Source organism: Virgibacillus sp. JSM 102003, from assembly GCF_041949995.1.
Lineage (GTDB): Bacteria > Bacillota > Bacilli > Bacillales > Amphibacillaceae > Lentibacillus.
Genome location: NZ_JBHFQH010000001.1, coordinates 347,416 through 364,104, shown reverse-complemented (window position 1 = coordinate 364,104; position 16,689 = coordinate 347,416). Strand labels below are relative to the sequence as shown.

Here is a 16,689-nt window from a genome sequence, read left to right as displayed (position 1 = left end):
GACCAGAAAGCAAATGTTAGAAGATAATCACACAGTTTACCCTGAACTTAACAAAATACAAAGCTTTGTAAATTTTTCTTTACATGCTAATGTATTCACAATGCAGTTAGTTCAATGTATGATTAAACTATCATAGGTTTTATAGAAATGGGGACTATTGATGGGGAAAAGAATTCTTATTGTCGATGACGAAGCATCAATCGTTACATTATTAAAATTTAATGTGGAACAAGCAGGTTTCGAAGTAGATGAAGCATATAATGGTCTGCAGGCTATCCAAAAAGCAGAGGGAGTAAGTTATGATCTCATTGTTCTGGACTTAATGCTTCCGGAGATGGATGGAATGGATGTCTGCAAACACTTACGTAATAATAAAATTGATACACCTATTTTAATGCTTACAGCGAAAGATGATGAATTTGACAAAGTTTTAGGATTGGAGTTAGGTGCAGATGATTATCTGACAAAACCGTTTAGCCCTAAAGAAGTTGTTGCTCGTATTAAGGCTATCTTAAGACGATCACAAAAATCCGAAGAGACTGCTTTTAAGTCAATTCAAATTGGGCAATTATTTATATATCCTGACCGCTACGAGGCAGAAATGAATGGTGTTACATTAACATTTACCAGGAAAGAATTCGAACTTTTATATTATCTTGCCGCACATAAAGATAAAGTTTTATCAAGAGACCAGTTGCTAGGTGCGGTGTGGAACTATGACTTTGTTGGCGATACACGGATTGTTGATGTTCATGTAAGTCATTTACGTGAAAAGATTGAACCAGATACAAAAAAACCCGCATATATTAAAACAGTACGAGGTCTGGGGTATAAATTGGAGGAACCAAAGTAATGAAAGTTATATTTTCAAGACCTTTATTTGCATACATTATGGTCCTTCTGATACTGGTGTTCGTTTCTGGAGCTGTTTTAAGTCAACTTACAAATGAATATATAATTCTTGGTTCTATCTTAACAGTGGAATATATAATTCTATTGTTAATTATGCTCCATGTTTACGACAAATATATGAAACCAATAAAAAAGGCATCCAATACGATTGATGAACTCGTAAAAGGGAATTATCGCGCACGTATCCACCATACTTCAAGTGGAAGTGCTGCTGAACTGAGTAATAAAATTAATATTTTAGCAAGGAATCTGAGTGAATTTTCCATTCAAGAGCAAATGCAGGAGAAACAATTGTCAACTGTAATCGATAATACACAAAGTGGACTGGTACTTCTTGATGAAAAAGGGTATATCCACTTGGTTAATCGGAAATTTATTTCGATGTTTGGAGGGAAGCCCCAAAAGTATAATGGTTTTCTTTATTATGAAGTACTGGATAATGAGAAAATTCATAAAACCGTACAGCAAACATTTTTATATGAGGAAAACGTAAAGGAATCGTTTACGCAAGTATTTGAAGCGGATAAGAAATACATAGAAATTGTAGGCGCCCCAATATTCAACGAACGTAACATGTTAAAAGGGGCTGTCCTAGTGTTATATGATATAACACATTTGAAAAAGCTCGAACTGATGCGAAAAGATTTTGTTGCAAATGTATCTCATGAGCTTAAGACACCAATTACCTCAATAAAGGGGTTTGCTGAAACGTTACTGGATGGGGCGATGAATGATAGAGAAACACTGGAAAATTTCTTAACTATCATTAACGAAGAGAGTGAAAGACTTCAAGGATTGATAGAAGATTTATTAACGCTCTCAAGGCTGGAAAAAGATGAATTCATGTTAGTACGAACAACCCTCAACATGAGTGAAATAGTTGATGAGGTGTTACCTATAATCAATCAATCTGCTAAACAAAAGGGTATTTCGTTAACAGCAGAAGCAGGTGATAACATCACAATACAGGCAGATAAGGAAAGGGTTAAACAAGTAATGATTAACCTGCTTACAAATGCTTTAAGTTATACATCAGAAGAGGGTGAAGTTCGGCTGGAAATTACAGATACTGAAGATATAGTCCATATTCAGGTTTCAGATACTGGTATCGGAATTAGTCAAGAAGCCATCCCAAGAATATTCGAACGGTTCTACCGTGTCGACAAAGCGCGAAGCAGAAATACTGGTGGAACTGGATTGGGTTTAGCGATAGTAAAGCATATTGTTGAAGTACATGAGGGAAAAATTACGGTTGATAGTGAACTGAATAACGGTTCAACGTTTCATGTATATTTGCCAAAATAACTGCAGTTGTCGCTTAAGGTAGGTGGGCAGCTTTTTTCTATATGTTGCGACATTATGTTGAAAAATAATTAAGTATTGTGATCCCGTTTTGGAAATACACTCCGTGAACCTTAGGGCAACGCTTCAGATTCCCCTGAAGCAAAAACCGCTTACTGCGAGATCTTCAGCTGTTGCTTTTCCCGCTGGAGTCTCCGTGGATTTCCTTCGCTGGGTTTTAGTATATTCCAACTGCGTGGTTAGAGAACCACTTTAGATATTATGTCTCGTTGACCCATTTTAGGAAAAACCCCCTACCCCCTATAAAAAGTAATTTAAAGAAACAAACAGGTCCCCTATTTGTTATACTATTGGCATAAAGTGTTTCTTGGAGGAGATTGTGATATGGAAATAGGCAATATTGGTGTTATTATTATAATAGTTATTGCATATTTACCTGTTATTTATAACATGCAGAAGCGAATCCGAAAGTTGGAAGATGAATTACAAGAAATGAGGAAACGAATGTAACTTTTTTATTTTCGAACGTACCATGATAAAATGTGTTTAATTAATTCACGGTATAATTGGAGGATTATAATGTCAAACAAACTTGTCTTAATTGATGGAAATAGTATTATCTATCGCGCCTTTTTTGCTTTACCATTACTAAATAATGATAAAGGTGTCTATACAAATGCTGTTTATGGATTTACAACAATGCTGCTTAAAATTCTTGAGGATGAAAAGCCAACGCATATGCTGGTTGCGTTTGATGCTGGGAAGACGACATTTCGTCACGAAACATATAAGGAATATAAAGGCGGCAGGCAAAAGACTCCACCTGAACTATCAGAACAGTTTCCTGTATTAAAGGAAGTACTGGATGCATTTCAGATTCCGCATTACCAGCTGGATCAATATGAAGCAGACGATATAATCGGAACACTTGCAGGACAGGGAAAGAACAATAACTGGGATGTAACGGTTATTTCCGGTGATAAGGATTTGTTGCAGCTAGTATCAGATGAAGTTACTGTTAGCCTTACGAAAAAGGGATTAAGCGACGTTGAATCGTATACACCATCGTTTATGAAAGAAAAGATGGAGATTAACCCAGATCAGATTATAGATCTTAAAGCATTAATGGGTGATAGTTCAGACAATATTCCAGGAGTTCCGGGAGTTGGTCAAAAGACTGCAACAAAACTAATAAAACAATATGAAACTCTTGAAAATGTTTATGAACACGTGGATGAAGTCAGTGGCAAGAAATTAAAAGAAAAGTTAGTTGCCCATAAAACTGAAGCATTTATGAGTAAAGAGCTCGTTACAATCAACTGTGATTCCCCGATAAAAGTATCTACCGATGACCTTACATATGAAGGGTATCAGCAATCAGATGTAAGTGCCATTTTTAAAGATTTGGGATTCCTTTCCTTGTTAACCAGACTCACTGGCGAAACTACTGAAGAAGATAATAATAATCAATCCCTTAGCGAAATTAATTACACCATTCTTAACGAAGTAGCTGAAGGAACTTTTACAGAGAGTAAAGCTGCACTAGTAGTGGAAATGCTTAGCGACAGTTACCACCAAGCTCCAATCGAAGGATTTGGAATTGTAGATGACTCTAATGCTTATTTTATCCCAACGGAAGTGGCCTTGAACTCAAAAGTATTTAAAGAATGGGCAGAGGATGCAAATAGATCGAAAGTTGTTTTTGACGCAAAGAAAACATTGGTTGCACTATTAAATGGAGGAATTCATATTAAAGGAATTACCTTCGATATGTTACTAACCTCATATTTGCTCAATCCATCTGAAAATAATCATGATATCCCTGCAATAGCACATCGGACAGGCGAAACGGATGTTTTATTTGATGAGGAAGTATACGGAAAAGGTGCGAAAATGAAAGTACCGGAACAGGATATACTTGCAGAACATGTTGTCCGAAAAACCAACTTACTTTTTAATGTAAAAGATAAAATGGAAGAACAATTGAAAGCTAACGAGCAATTTGAGCTTTTAAAAGAGCTGGAAATGCCTTTAGCTCTTATTTTAGGCGAAATGGAGCATAATGGTGTCGAGGTTGATGTAGAAAAACTAGAGGACATGGGAGTTTCGCTTAAGGAACGCTTAAAAACTATTGAAAAAGAAATATATGAACTTGCAGGTGAGGAATTTAATTTAAACTCTCCTAAACAACTGGGACCTATCTTATTCGAAAAGCTGGAACTTCCTGTAATCAAAAAGACAAAAACAGGTTATTCTACTGCTGCTGATGTTCTGGAGCAGTTAGAATCCGAACATGAAATTATTCCAAAAATACTTTTGTACAGGCAGTTAGGTAAACTGCAATCGACCTATATTGATGGATTGTTAAAAGTAGTGGATCGTGACACTAATAAGATTCATACACGCTTTAATCAGGCTTTAACACAAACGGGCAGATTGAGCTCAATTGATCCTAATCTGCAAAATATTCCTATTCGGCTGGAGGAAGGACGTAAAATTCGACAGGCATTTATCCCTGCAAAAGAGGACTGGGTAATGTTTGCAGCTGACTATTCGCAAATAGAGCTACGCGTACTTGCACACATTGCAAAAGACGAAAAATTAGTTGCTGCGTTTAAAAATGACCTTGATATCCATACTCAAACTGCGATGGACGTTTTTCATGTGGAAAAGGATGATGTGACAGCAAATATGCGCAGGCAGGCTAAGGCAGTTAACTTTGGTATTGTCTATGGGATAAGTGATTATGGACTATCTCAAAATTTAGGGATTACTCGTAAGGAAGCAAAAAAGTTTATCGAGCGTTATTTTGAAAGTTATCCGGGTGTTAGAACATATATGGATGAAATTGTTCAGGAAGCAAAACATCAGGGCTATGTTACAACATTTATGATGCGCAGAAGGTATCTTCCGGAAATAACGAGCAGAAATTTTAATCTTCGCTCTTTTGCTGAACGAACTGCCATGAATACACCAATTCAAGGTAGTGCAGCTGATATTATTAAAAAAGCGATGATTGATTTACACCAGAAGATACTGGACGAGAATTTGCAAGCACGTATGCTTTTGCAAGTACATGACGAATTAATTATAGAAGCACCAAAGAGCGAAATTGAAAAATTAAAAGAAATTGTCCCAGCTATAATGGAAAATACTGTAGATTTGTCTGTCCCGCTTAAGGTAGATTATGCATATGGGGATAGCTGGTTTGATGCAAAATAAGGAGAATCAGGAACATGCCGGAATTACCAGAAGTTGAAACAATCAGAAATACATTAAAACGCTTTGTTATAAACAAAACCATTGCAGATGTTTCAGTTCTTTGGCCAAATATTATAAAAAGACCTGATGATACGGAGCAATTCAAGCATATAGTAACTGGACAAACAATCCATGACATAAAACGTAAAGGGAAATTTTTGTTATTTCAGTTAGATGAATCTGTGCTTGTCTCTCATTTACGTATGGAAGGTAAGTACAGTGTGCACCCATCTGAAGAACCAATGATAAAGCACACACATGTTGTATTTGGCTTTACCGATGGGGAAGAGCTTCGTTATAATGATGTGCGTAAATTTGGAACCATGCATGTTTTTAATAAAGGTGACGAACTCAATCATAAGCCACTGAATCAATTAGGTCCTGATCCGTTTGATGAAAAATTTACACTTGATTATTTTTATAAAAAACTCAAAAAGACTGAGCGCGTTATTAAAGCAGCATTACTGGATCAAAGTATTGTTACTGGATTAGGGAATATTTATGTAGACGAAACGTTGTTCAGAGCAAATGTTCATCCTTTGAAAAAGGCAAGCAGGTTATCCAAAAAGGAAGTCAAAGCAATACAAGAACAAGCTATTCTTACACTAAAAGATGCAGTTGCCCAGGGAGGTACGACAATCCGCTCCTATGTAAATGGACAAGGCGAAATGGGGATGTTTCAACAGGAACTATTTGTTTATGGACAGGAAAATCAGCCATGTAAACAATGTGGAAGACCAATAGTAAAAATGAAAATTGGGGGACGTGGTACACACGTTTGCATTTCCTGTCAAAAATATTAAGTGAGGTATATCAATGGCACTAATAATTGGTTTAACTGGAAGTATAGCCAGCGGAAAAAGCACCATATCGTTAATGTTTGATGATTTCAATATACCAGTAGTTGACGCAGATAAATTATCACGTGAAGTTGTAATGCCAGGAGAGAAAGCGTATGAGCAAATTACAGATACATTTGGAAATGAAATATTGCGTGATGATAAGACGCTTGATCGAAAAAAATTGGGCAAGATTATTTTTAATGATGAGACAAAACGTAAACAATTAAATGGAATTGTCCATCCTGCTGTAAGAGAAAAGATGCTGGAACGAAGAGATAGCTATGTAGAGGCTGGAGCTGACTGTGTTGTACTTGATATTCCATTGCTGTTTGAAAGTAAATTAACCGGTTTTGTCGATAGAACAGTTGTTGTATACGTGGACGAAGAAGTCCAAGCGCGGCGGCTAATGGAACGTGATGAATATTCAGAGGAAGAAGCTTATCAACGAATTAACGCCCAGATCCCTGTAAAAGAGAAAGCAAATCTTGCTGATGCTGTAATTGACAACAATGGAACGAAGCAAGAGTCATATAGACAGCTGGAAGCCCTTTTAAGAAAATGGAATGTAAATGAGTCTTAATAGATAGATAATCCTTAATTGCACTATGCTATAAGATAGGAATTATGTTTTCTTAACTGCGAAAGAAGCCTAGGAATAAATTTTCCTAGGCTTTTATCAACTTTTAAGCACATTTTCATATAAATATGTTATACTATTTATGATAAAAAACTAAAAGAGTATAACATATTATAGGAGGACTACAAATGAGTAAAACCCGAATTGCAATTAACGGATTTGGACGAATTGGGCGCATGGTCTTTCGTCAAGCTATTACAGATAATCAGATAGAGGTTGTCGCAGTAAATGCAAGCTATCCTCCAGAAACACTTGCACATTTGATAAAGTATGATAGTGTTCATGGTATTTTTGACAAAGAAGTGAAAGCGCTTCATGAAAGTTTGGAAGTTGATGGGAAGGAAATTATTTTAACAAGTGCACGTGAACCCGAGAGATTACCGTGGAAAGAATTAGATATCGATGTAGTTGTAGAAGCAACAGGAAAATTTAAAACAAAAGAAGATGCTGGTTTACATTTACAGGCAGGAGCTAAAAAGGTTATCATCACGGCACCGGGTAAACAGGTTGACAAAACAATTGTAATGGGTGTGAATCAGAACACATATAATCCAAAAGAGGATAATGTAATATCCAATGCCTCATGCACGACCAATTGTCTTGCACCAGTAGTAAAGGTATTAGATGACAACTTTTCAATTATAAACGGCTTAATGACAACTGTTCATGCGTTTACAAATGATCAACAAAATCTAGATAATCCGCACAAAGATTTACGAAGAGCGAGGGGTTGTACACAATCCATTATTCCAACTTCTACAGGGGCTGCCAAAGCTTTAGGGGAAGTAATACCCAGCCTGAACGGTAAACTTCATGGTATGGCGCTTCGGGTTCCAACACCTAATGTCTCGTTAATTGATTTGGTTATTGATGTAAAAGAGTTCGTCTCAATTGAAGGGGTTAACAAGGTATTTAAAAAAGCTGCTGAGAATGAACTTGCAGGAATAATTAAATATAGTGATGAACCACTTGTTTCAATAGATTATACATCAACAGGTTTTTCTGCAATTATAGATGGACTATCAACGATGGTTATGGAAGATAACAAGGTTAAGGTATTGGCTTGGTATGATAATGAATGGGGCTACTCAAAACGAGTAATTGATCTGACCAGATATGTTGGGAACTATATTAACCAACCTCAAATGAAAATTTCTTAGATATTGCAAGTAAATAGAAATAAGTTTATACTTTTCCATAACTTCTATAGTAAATGATACCTGCTTAAAGGGTTAGAATCTTATTGAACTTACTTCCCTCAGTAGCGGAATATAGCTGCAAATAGAAGATACTCAACTTGTATTAAGGTGGAATCATTAAATGGACACAATGGGAAGACATGTTATTGCTGAATTATGGGATTGTAATATAGATATCTTAAATAATATGGATCAAATTGAGAAAATCTTCGTTGATGCAGCATTAAAGGCTGGAGCGGAAGTACGTGAAGTTGCCTTCCATAAATTTGCGCCACATGGCGTTAGTGGTGTAGTAATAATTGCAGAATCGCATTTAACAGTCCATAGCTTTCCTGAACATGGCTATGCAAGTATTGATGTTTATACATGCAGTAATACCATTGATCCAAATGTAGCCGTAGATTATATTATACAAGCATTAGAGGCCGAGACATTTGAACATGTTGAAGTAAAAAGAGGTAAGGGGCCTGTTAAGGTGCAGCCATTTCAAAAAATGTTATAAATAGAATGGAGAGAAGGATTGACCGAATTTAATGGTTAATCCTTTTTTCGCAGTTAGGAAATTATCAATTCTTACTTAACTGAGTCGGTTTCATAAATTTATTATCATCATTCAATTTTCGCATCTATAAAATAATCTCAAACAGCCATCTTGATATTTTTTAATTGTTGCCTTGACAGCATTAATAGAAATTTTTTGTACACATAATATATAAACTGCGAACTAACATGCTAAGTGCTATGACACCGCTTCGGAAATACACTTGGCGCACCTACGTCGCTGCGTAGTCTCATCTAGGCGCAAGCTCCCACAGGAGTCTCCGTGTATTTCCTACGCATGGTTTTGCTTACAAGAACTTTAAAAAAAGATTTTATACCACTAAACTAGCAGTTGGAATATGCGAGACTCCTGTGGGACAGCGATCCAAAGAGACCCCACAGGGAGCGTTCTTTGCGAGCGAGGCAGACTAAGTACATCACGTCCTGTGGCAACGTCTGCACTAGCACGTCCTATGCGTCGGAGGCTCGTGGTGAGCCCTAGGTGCGCGAGTATATTCCAGCTGCGTCGTTAGGGATACTCACTAAATGATACAACTTGGTAACTTTAATTTAGTTCGCAGTTTCTGTCTAATACATAACGTTGGTCCAAGTCAATTCAAGTAGTGTGTCTGCCTTTCTTATCCCTTCAAAGACTGCTTTTTTATTGACTTATGAAAATAATTACAATGAAGGCTAACTGTATTAGGAATTGATGATATGTCAGTTTTTGATAATTAGTCGATTTACAAAAAACATGTTAAAATAAATAGATATATAGTATACAATTTAGAAGTTTATACATATGTACTAATTTTCGGATGGGGTGTACGAAATGTCGTTTCGTCAAAAGACTGCAAAATATTTCAGTAATCATGCTGAAACAAATGAGAATCATGTTGATCCGTCGCTCCAAACACATTACTATAAAACAACAAGAGATAAAGGATTAAGCATGCTGGAGAATTATTTTAATAATAACGGAAACTATCGCATCAATGCTATCTCCAAGGATCACGGTGAAATTAGTGCTACTATAATTAAAGGGAAAAAAGCATTTATTGTTGCGACTGTAATTATGGTGAGACCTCACCAGACAGCGATTGATTTTTCTGTTACAACTGAGTCAGTATTTCCGTTTGATTTAGGTTATAGTACGAAAATTATCCAGCAACTATATCAGCAAGTAAATAAAGAGCTGCCTATCATTAATAATACGAATAGTCAGAGTCGGTAGCAGAAAATGAATGGGGTTGAACGACATGAGATGTTCAAATTGCCACTATAAAAGTACAAAGGTTTTGGATTCACGGCCAATTGAAGAAGCTCGCTCGATCCGCAGGCGCAGAGAATGCGAACAGTGCGGGTTTCGCTTTACAACATTTGAACGGATTGAAGAGGTCCCGTTAATTGTTGTGAAAAAGGATGGCACAAGACAGGAATACAGCCGCGAAAAATTAATACGCGGTTTGATTAAAGCATGCGAAAAACGTCCGGTTCCACTAGAAAAAATTGAAGAAATTGCCATTGATGTTGAAAAAGAATTGCGTAATACTGGTGTATCAGAAATAGACAGTAAAGAAATAGGAGAAATGGTAATGGATCGGCTTTCAGATGTTGACGAAGTCGCCTATGTTCGATTTGCATCAGTTTATCGGCAATTTAAGGATTTAACTGTATTTTTAGATGAATTAAAAGACTTAATTAAAACAGATAAGAACGAAAACACCTGAATAACCAGTTCAGTGTCATGTTTGGAGAAGAGAAAGGGTTAGAATAATGAGTCATATCGGAAAAATTTTGCCAATCGAAGGGTATCGTGTTTTGTTTAAAGGAAATTTGCCAGTTGATTATGCAAAGTCGTTAACTCACTTGTACCAGCCATTAATTGGTATACAAGCATTTTCGTTATATCAAACCCTATTGAACGAACTTGAATTTCAACATGGGTCATCAGTCCAAACACATCATACACTAATGAACTATATGAACCTGCCGTTAGATGATATTTATCGAGCCAGGTTAAAACTCGAAGGCATTGGACTACTTAAAACGTTTCAGAATCAAACTGATGAACGGAATTCATATATTTATGAAATACAAAGTCCTTTTTCTCCAGCGAATTTTTTCACAGATGAAATGCTGGCCCAATTACTATACCATCATATTGGTGAAACTAAATTTGAATTATTGAAAGAATACTACACCGAACATGGAAAAAGAGAAGGTGCTAACATAACAGCTTCTTTTAATGAAGTTTTTAAAACGTTTCAGCCATATCTGGAAGGGATGGAAGTGATTGATGATCAAGACCAATCAGTCACAGAGGCTGCAATTGATTTTACATGGATGGAACAAATGCTTAAGCAGCGCATGGTTCCGGCTAATAGAGTGTTGACTTCGGAAAACAGAAAGTTAATATCCCAAATGATGACTTTATATGATTTAGCAACCTATGAAGTAGAAAAATCTGTATTATGGGCGTTAACGGATGAAAATTCGCTTAATCGTAACGAGTTTAAAGAAGCTTGCCATGATTTATTTAGGAATAAACACAATCAAACAGATATTAGGCTTACGGAAAAAGAAGTACACTCAACAAATGAGACTGTTAGTAATCCAACAACGAAAGAAGACCAGCTTATTACTGAACTGGAAAAGATATCACCAAAGCAGTTGCTCGAAGATTTATCGAGTGGTGGTCAGGCATCTGCTCAGGATATGAAGGTAATTCGTGAAGTTATGACAACTCAAGGTCTCCCTTCTCCGGTGATGAATGTACTTATCCACTATGTTTTACTGCAATCAAATATGAAGTTGTCGAGAGCATATTTAGAAAAGATAGCAAGTCATTGGTCACGCGCTAACCTGAAGACAGCTAAGGAAGCAATGGCATTTGCTAAGAGTGAAAAAGGCCGATACCAAAAAGGACAAGCCAATAAATCAAATTATAAAAAGCCCCAATCCAATGAGGTTGTTCCTGACTGGTTCAAAGAACGGAAAAAGAAGAAGCAAGCTAACTCAAATCAGTCTGGTACCGATACACAAAAGGAATGGGAAGAAACAGCTACATTACTGCGAAAGTACTCCAAAAAGAAGAATAATCATTTATAAGGATGATAAAAATGAAGCCGGTTCAATCGAAATTAAAAAAATGGATGCAAGAAAATAAAAATTTTAAGGACAACTATATACGAATTAAGCAGGAAGTTTTAAATGATCCTGAAATAAAAGAATTTTTGTCATATCATCCTACATTACCGGAAGAAGAAATTGAGAAAAATCTTATAAAGTTGTATGAATATAAATCCCAGTCCAAGCAGTGTGATAAGTGTCAATCCTTTGAACAATGCCAAAATATGCTACAAGGCTATTCGCCTGTTTTACATGTTAAGGATAATGAAATTCATCTATCATATGAAAAGTGTCACCTTCGATTGGATTATGAAAAACAACAGCAGCAACAGCAGTTAATTGAGAGTTTATATATGCCCAAGGAAATACTGGATGCTGCTATAAGTGATATTGATCATGATCCTGAAAGAGGTAGTGGAATCAGGCAGTTACTCCTTTTTCTGGAACAAACGAAATCAGGACTCCCTGCTAAAGGCATTTATTTTTACGGCCCTTTTGGTGTTGGAAAAACATACCTGCTTGGAGCTCTGGCAAACGCATTAAAAGAATATAATATATCATCTATGCTAATTTATATGCCAGAGTTTGTTCGGGAAATAAAGAGTTCAATTAAAGATGATTCGATAAATGAAAAGATAAATTACTTTAAAAAAGCAGATGTACTCATCTTGGATGATATTGGGGCCGAAACACAATCAGCTTGGTTCCGGGACGAGATACTAGGTTCTATTTTACAGTATCGAATGATGGAAAAGTTACCAGTATTTTTTACATCTAACTACAGCCTGGAACAATTGGAAGACCAGCTTGGCCGATCTAATCGCGGTGGAGTTGAAACAGTGAAAGCGGGTCGCATTATCGAGCGGATAAAACAAGTAAGTAAAGAAATTTCACTATCAGGAGAAAATCGCCGCGACACTTAGAATATCACTAGACTAGCATGAAAAGGTTTAACCTTTTATGCTAGTTTTTTTAGTAGTTAAGAAACCATCATGATTGCTGAATATGCAGCATTAACTATAACTAAAATTATTTTTCATATATAAAATTTTGAGGTTTGCGGATACAAGGTAACCTTATTTCACACAAATAGAGTCAAATAACCAAAGTATAAGAGGGAAATCAAGCTACTTCTTATAAAGACAATCGTTTCTCAGCGTCATTTAGTGGCATAAATTATAATTTATTTTATGCCTCTTTTCACTGGTGAGATACGATTATAACTGTGAAGGAATAAGATAACTTCACGGGTACTTGCCTTCCATTGATTACTAACTTTACTAGTTTTATGGGATTATACATTTTTTCACATGTATGTCCATATAATGTAACAGTTTGGTTCTTGGGTGAGGGTGATTTATTTGCTGGAAGTTTATTTTGGATCGGATAAAGAAGTAATTAGTTTTTGTGAGCATTTATTTCAGTATAACAAACAGATTGAATTGCATTGGAAAACTAGTGAAGAATGGGGGAATCATTTAATACTTGATTATCAGGCACCTGGTAATGAATCAATGGAATCCATAGCAAAATCAATGGTTGAAGTATTTGTGACACATCGGTTGACAAACATGATAAACGGGATAATTAAAGACTGTTATTATTATACAAGCACGGATGAAATAGAGCGCATATTGGATATAACCCACTGGATATTCTCCGGTGATGATGCTGATAGTGCTAATGTTAGGAAGAATAAGGATCCAAGTCAATTGCTGGAGTCATTATTTATAGCTAACATTAAGAACACTGAAACAGTTCATTATGATTCAATTGTAAAGTTTCAATTGAAGGTATTTAAAGACCAGCTTATTAATTTTGTCGGGCTGGCAATTGATGAATTTAAACGAGAGGAGGAACATCAGGCGTTTGTTGATATGCTCCGGGAATACGTTGTTAAAAGGGAGCCGTCTTACAATACCATCCATATACTGCAAGGAGAGCAATTTTCTTTTTATAAACCGAGTGGGAAGCGATTTACGAAGCTTGAACTGAGAATGCTCATGCAAAAAGAGCCACTCTATATTGTAGGATTGGATGCTGACGAGTTGAATTTAGCGCCATTAATTGCGATGGCACCAGAAAAAATAAAAATTTATGGTGACCATCCTTCTGAACCAAAAACATTAACTGTAATCAACGTCTTTCAGGAAAGGGTTGAATTTCAGCCTGTCAGCAGCTTTCCATTCCCATATTATTTAAAAAAATAATTATTAAAGCTTGATTTTATTGTCAACAGAAGCTATAATACGATTTATATATAATTTTAACGAATTTAAAAGTAATGATAAGGACAAAATCATTTGGTTTTTGGATAGATAAGAGAAGGAAGTCGTTGGCTGAAAACTTCCATAGCCATGCAAATGATTACCACCTTTAAACTCTGCTATTGAACAGAAGTAAATAGCAGCGTAGAGTCTGCGTTAAAGATTTATGAGCCGCAAACGACTGCGGGAAATAGGGTGGAACCACGATGTTACCAACGCTCGTCCCTTTGCTTAAATGCAGAGGGATGGGTGTTTTTAATTTTGGCTGTTTTCTAGTTGTTTGTTGTTAGTATCGAACTGTGTAGCTAAGAGAGCAAAGCCATATTAGAAAATATTCAAATAGAATACATACAAGGAGTGTTACTAATGGCTGAAATAACGATAACTTTCCCAGATGGAGCAAACAAACAATTTCCCATAGGTACAACTGGCGAACAGATTGCGAGTTCTATTTCGTCGGGACTAAAAAAACAAGCACTGGCGATTAAACTGGATGGAGAATTATATGATTTAAGGCGTCAACTCCAACAAGGTGGTGCAATCGAGATCGTTACATACAAGAGTGACGATGGAATTGACATTATGCGCCACTCAACAGCACATTTATTGGCCCAAGCTGTTACAAGGTTATATGATAATGTCAATTTCGGGGTAGGTCCTGTAATTGAAGAAGGATTTTATTATGATATGGATATGGAACATACGTTAACACCTGAGGATCTTCCCAAGATTGAAAAGGAAATGAATCGAATTATTGAGGAAAACCTGGAGATAGAACGAGTCGAGGTTTCACGGAATGAAGCAAAGCGTATGTTTAAGGAAATTGGCGACGACCTTAAGCTTGAGTTGATTGATGCTATTCCAGAGGATGAACAAGTTACAATATATAAGCAGGGGGAATTTTTTGATTTATGCCGCGGAATTCATGTTCCTTCAACAAGTAAGATCAAAGCATTCAAACTGTTGAATATCTCTGGAGCATATTGGCGTGGTGACAGCGATAACCAGCAGCTGCAGCGCATTTATGGAACAGCTTTCCAAAAGCAAGGACAGCTTGATGAACATTTACGCATTCTCAAAGAAAGAAAAGAACGTGACCATCGTAAACTTGGAAAAGAATTGGAAATCTTTACGGTCTCACAAAAAGTTGGACAGGGGCTGCCATTATGGCTGCCAAAAGGAGCAACAATCCGCCGTACCATTGAGCGCTATATTGTAGACTTAGAAGAGCGTTTAGGCTATGACCACGTGTATACTCCTGTGCTTGGAAGTGTTGATTTATATAAAACAAGTGGACACTGGGATCACTATCAGGATGACATGTTTCCAACAATGGAAATGGATAATGAAGATTTAGTACTTCGTCCAATGAACTGTCCGCATCATATGATGGTTTATAAAAACCAATTATACAGCTACCGTAATCTGCCAGTCAGAATTGCTGAACTGGGTACAATGCATCGTCATGAAATGTCTGGTGCTTTGGCAGGGCTACAGCGTGTTCGTGCTATGACACTTAACGATGCACATATCTTTGCCCGTCCAGATCAGTTAAAAGCAGAATTTATTCGTGTTGTTGAACTAGTGCAAAAAGTATATGAGGATTTTGGAATCAACGATTATTATTTCCGCCTTTCTTATCGTGATCCAGAAGATAAGGAAAAGTACATTGATAATGATGAAATGTGGGAGAAAGCACAGGCTATGCTTAAAGAAACCATGGAAGAAATGAAGGTTGATTATGTAGAAGCTGAAGGCGAAGCTGCATTCTATGGTCCGAAGCTTGATGTCCAAGTGAAAACGGCTTTAGGTAAAGACGAAACGCTGTCCACTGTTCAGCTTGATTATCAGTTGCCTGAACGATTCGATTTGACGTATATAGGTGAGGATGGTAATGAACATCGACCAGTGGTTATACACCGTGGTGTTGTATCAACAATGGAAAGATTTGTTGCTTTCCTCATAGAAGAATATAAAGGAGCGTTTCCAACTTGGCTGGCACCAGTACAAGTGAAAGTTATTCCGGTGTCACCTCAAGTCCACATGGATTACGCAAAAAAAGTGGAAGAAAAATTAAGATTCCAAGGTATTCGGGTTGCAGTGGATGAACGCGATGAAAAGATTGGCTACAAAATAAGGGAAGCACAAACACAAAAAGTCCCATTTGCTTTAGTTCTGGGAGATAATGAAATTGAAGAGAATACAGTAAATTTCCGCCGTTATGGTGAGAAAGAGTCTGAGACAATTGCTTACGATAAGTTTGAGAAATTAATCACAGATGAAGTATCAACCAGGGAATTACGCAGAAAATAAAGTTTATATCAAAGTACTTCGTTTTCCAGGTCTACTAGGGTTTATAACCTGGTAAATTTGTGATAAATAATGGTTAAGCGTGTATTTTTTCATCATCTTGTTGACAGAATAGGAAATACATGCTATTCTATTAAAGTTGAATAAAATTAAATGATCTGAGACAAGTAGAAGCACCCGCTTCTCACCTGATTGACGCATTCGTGCAGTTGACTGGTTTTAACTCTTTTAATAGACTAATGGAGAAGTGTGGGTGCAGTATTGTACCTACACTTTTTTGCAGTTTA

At 36.5% G+C, this 16,689-nt stretch carries 14 protein-coding genes and 2 other annotated features; all 14 genes read left to right on the top strand.

The window, feature by feature from the left end; genetic code table 11:
* Positions 1-160 precede the first annotated feature (160 nt).
* The 14 genes from ACE1TG_RS01860 to thrS all read left to right on the top strand — a co-directional run bounded on the left by ACE1TG_RS01860 (position 161) and on the right by thrS (position 16,405).
* Positions 161-853 carry a response regulator transcription factor gene (locus tag ACE1TG_RS01860; protein ID WP_375050649.1) on the top strand — a complete coding sequence of 231 codons (693 nt, stop codon included), beginning with the start codon at positions 161-163 and terminating at the stop codon, positions 851-853.
* On the top strand, positions 853-2,217 hold the full coding sequence (pnpS, locus tag ACE1TG_RS01855) for a two-component system histidine kinase PnpS (protein ID WP_375050648.1): 1,365 nt from the start codon (positions 853-855) through the stop codon (positions 2,215-2,217). The genes ACE1TG_RS01860 and pnpS overlap by 1 nt, the downstream gene beginning before the upstream one ends.
* A gap of 381 nt (positions 2,218-2,598) precedes the next feature.
* Positions 2,599-2,724: a hypothetical protein gene (locus ACE1TG_RS01850; protein ID WP_375050647.1), complete on the top strand. Its 126-nt coding sequence runs from the start codon at positions 2,599-2,601 to the stop codon at positions 2,722-2,724.
* A 69-nt stretch (positions 2,725-2,793) separates the two neighbouring features.
* On the top strand, positions 2,794-5,436 hold the full coding sequence (gene polA, locus ACE1TG_RS01845; RefSeq protein ID WP_375050646.1) for a DNA polymerase I: 2,643 nt from the start codon (positions 2,794-2,796) through the stop codon (positions 5,434-5,436).
* A gap of 14 nt (positions 5,437-5,450) precedes the next feature.
* Positions 5,451-6,278, top strand: a complete 828-nt coding sequence (mutM, locus tag ACE1TG_RS01840; RefSeq protein ID WP_375050645.1) for a DNA-formamidopyrimidine glycosylase — start codon at positions 5,451-5,453, stop codon at positions 6,276-6,278.
* A gap of 13 nt (positions 6,279-6,291) precedes the next feature.
* Positions 6,292-6,897, top strand: coding sequence for a dephospho-CoA kinase (gene coaE / locus ACE1TG_RS01835; protein WP_375050644.1), 606 nt, complete (start codon positions 6,292-6,294; stop codon positions 6,895-6,897).
* 185 nt (positions 6,898-7,082) lie between these two features.
* Positions 7,083-8,114, top strand: a complete 1,032-nt coding sequence (locus ACE1TG_RS01830) for a glyceraldehyde-3-phosphate dehydrogenase (RefSeq protein WP_375050643.1) — start codon at positions 7,083-7,085, stop codon at positions 8,112-8,114.
* Between the two features lie 160 nt (positions 8,115-8,274).
* Positions 8,275-8,655: an adenosylmethionine decarboxylase gene (gene speD, locus ACE1TG_RS01825; protein ID WP_375050642.1), complete on the top strand. Its 381-nt coding sequence runs from the start codon at positions 8,275-8,277 to the stop codon at positions 8,653-8,655.
* An 870-nt stretch (positions 8,656-9,525) separates the two neighbouring features.
* Positions 9,526-9,927: a cytosolic protein gene (locus tag ACE1TG_RS01820; RefSeq protein WP_375050641.1), complete on the top strand. Its 402-nt coding sequence runs from the start codon at positions 9,526-9,528 to the stop codon at positions 9,925-9,927.
* A gap of 25 nt (positions 9,928-9,952) precedes the next feature.
* Positions 9,953-10,423, top strand: coding sequence for a transcriptional regulator NrdR (nrdR, locus tag ACE1TG_RS01815; RefSeq protein WP_375050640.1), 471 nt, complete (start codon positions 9,953-9,955; stop codon positions 10,421-10,423).
* A gap of 46 nt (positions 10,424-10,469) precedes the next feature.
* On the top strand, positions 10,470-11,804 hold the full coding sequence (locus tag ACE1TG_RS01810; protein WP_375050639.1) for a replication initiation and membrane attachment family protein: 1,335 nt from the start codon (positions 10,470-10,472) through the stop codon (positions 11,802-11,804).
* 11 nt (positions 11,805-11,815) lie between these two features.
* On the top strand, positions 11,816-12,748 hold the full coding sequence (gene dnaI, locus ACE1TG_RS01805; protein ID WP_375050638.1) for a primosomal protein DnaI: 933 nt from the start codon (positions 11,816-11,818) through the stop codon (positions 12,746-12,748).
* A gap of 429 nt (positions 12,749-13,177) precedes the next feature.
* On the top strand, positions 13,178-14,035 hold the full coding sequence (ytxC, locus tag ACE1TG_RS01800; protein WP_375050637.1) for a putative sporulation protein YtxC: 858 nt from the start codon (positions 13,178-13,180) through the stop codon (positions 14,033-14,035).
* 65 nt (positions 14,036-14,100) lie between these two features.
* Positions 14,101-14,322, top strand: a binding site (T-box leader).
* 136 nt (positions 14,323-14,458) lie between these two features.
* On the top strand, positions 14,459-16,405 hold the full coding sequence (thrS, locus tag ACE1TG_RS01795) for a threonine--tRNA ligase (protein ID WP_375050636.1): 1,947 nt from the start codon (positions 14,459-14,461) through the stop codon (positions 16,403-16,405).
* Positions 16,406-16,561: 156 nt separating this feature from the next.
* Positions 16,562-16,687, top strand: a sequence feature (ribosomal protein L20 leader region).
* Positions 16,688-16,689 lie beyond the last annotated feature (2 nt).

Excerpts from the sequence above, each read along its gene's own strand:
- pnpS (WP_375050648.1), top strand. The coding sequence starts at position 853 with ATGAAAGTTATATTTTCAAGACCTTTATTTGCATACATTATGGTCCTT.
- ACE1TG_RS01810 (WP_375050639.1), top strand. The coding sequence starts at position 10,470 with ATGAGTCATATCGGAAAAATTTTGCCAATCGAAGGGTATCGTGTTTTG.
- speD (WP_375050642.1), top strand. The coding sequence starts at position 8,275 with ATGGACACAATGGGAAGACATGTTATTGCTGAATTATGGGATTGTAAT.
- ACE1TG_RS01830 (WP_375050643.1), top strand. The coding sequence starts at position 7,083 with ATGAGTAAAACCCGAATTGCAATTAACGGATTTGGACGAATTGGGCGC.
- mutM (WP_375050645.1), top strand. The coding sequence starts at position 5,451 with ATGCCGGAATTACCAGAAGTTGAAACAATCAGAAATACATTAAAACGC.
- ACE1TG_RS01860 (WP_375050649.1), top strand. The coding sequence starts at position 161 with ATGGGGAAAAGAATTCTTATTGTCGATGACGAAGCATCAATCGTTACA.
- ACE1TG_RS01820 (WP_375050641.1), top strand. The coding sequence starts at position 9,526 with ATGTCGTTTCGTCAAAAGACTGCAAAATATTTCAGTAATCATGCTGAA.
- nrdR (WP_375050640.1), top strand. The coding sequence starts at position 9,953 with ATGAGATGTTCAAATTGCCACTATAAAAGTACAAAGGTTTTGGATTCA.
- coaE (WP_375050644.1), top strand. The coding sequence starts at position 6,292 with ATGGCACTAATAATTGGTTTAACTGGAAGTATAGCCAGCGGAAAAAGC.
- polA (WP_375050646.1), top strand. The coding sequence starts at position 2,794 with ATGTCAAACAAACTTGTCTTAATTGATGGAAATAGTATTATCTATCGC.
- thrS (WP_375050636.1), top strand. The coding sequence starts at position 14,459 with ATGGCTGAAATAACGATAACTTTCCCAGATGGAGCAAACAAACAATTT.
- ACE1TG_RS01850 (WP_375050647.1), top strand. The coding sequence starts at position 2,599 with ATGGAAATAGGCAATATTGGTGTTATTATTATAATAGTTATTGCATAT.
- dnaI (WP_375050638.1), top strand. The coding sequence starts at position 11,816 with ATGAAGCCGGTTCAATCGAAATTAAAAAAATGGATGCAAGAAAATAAA.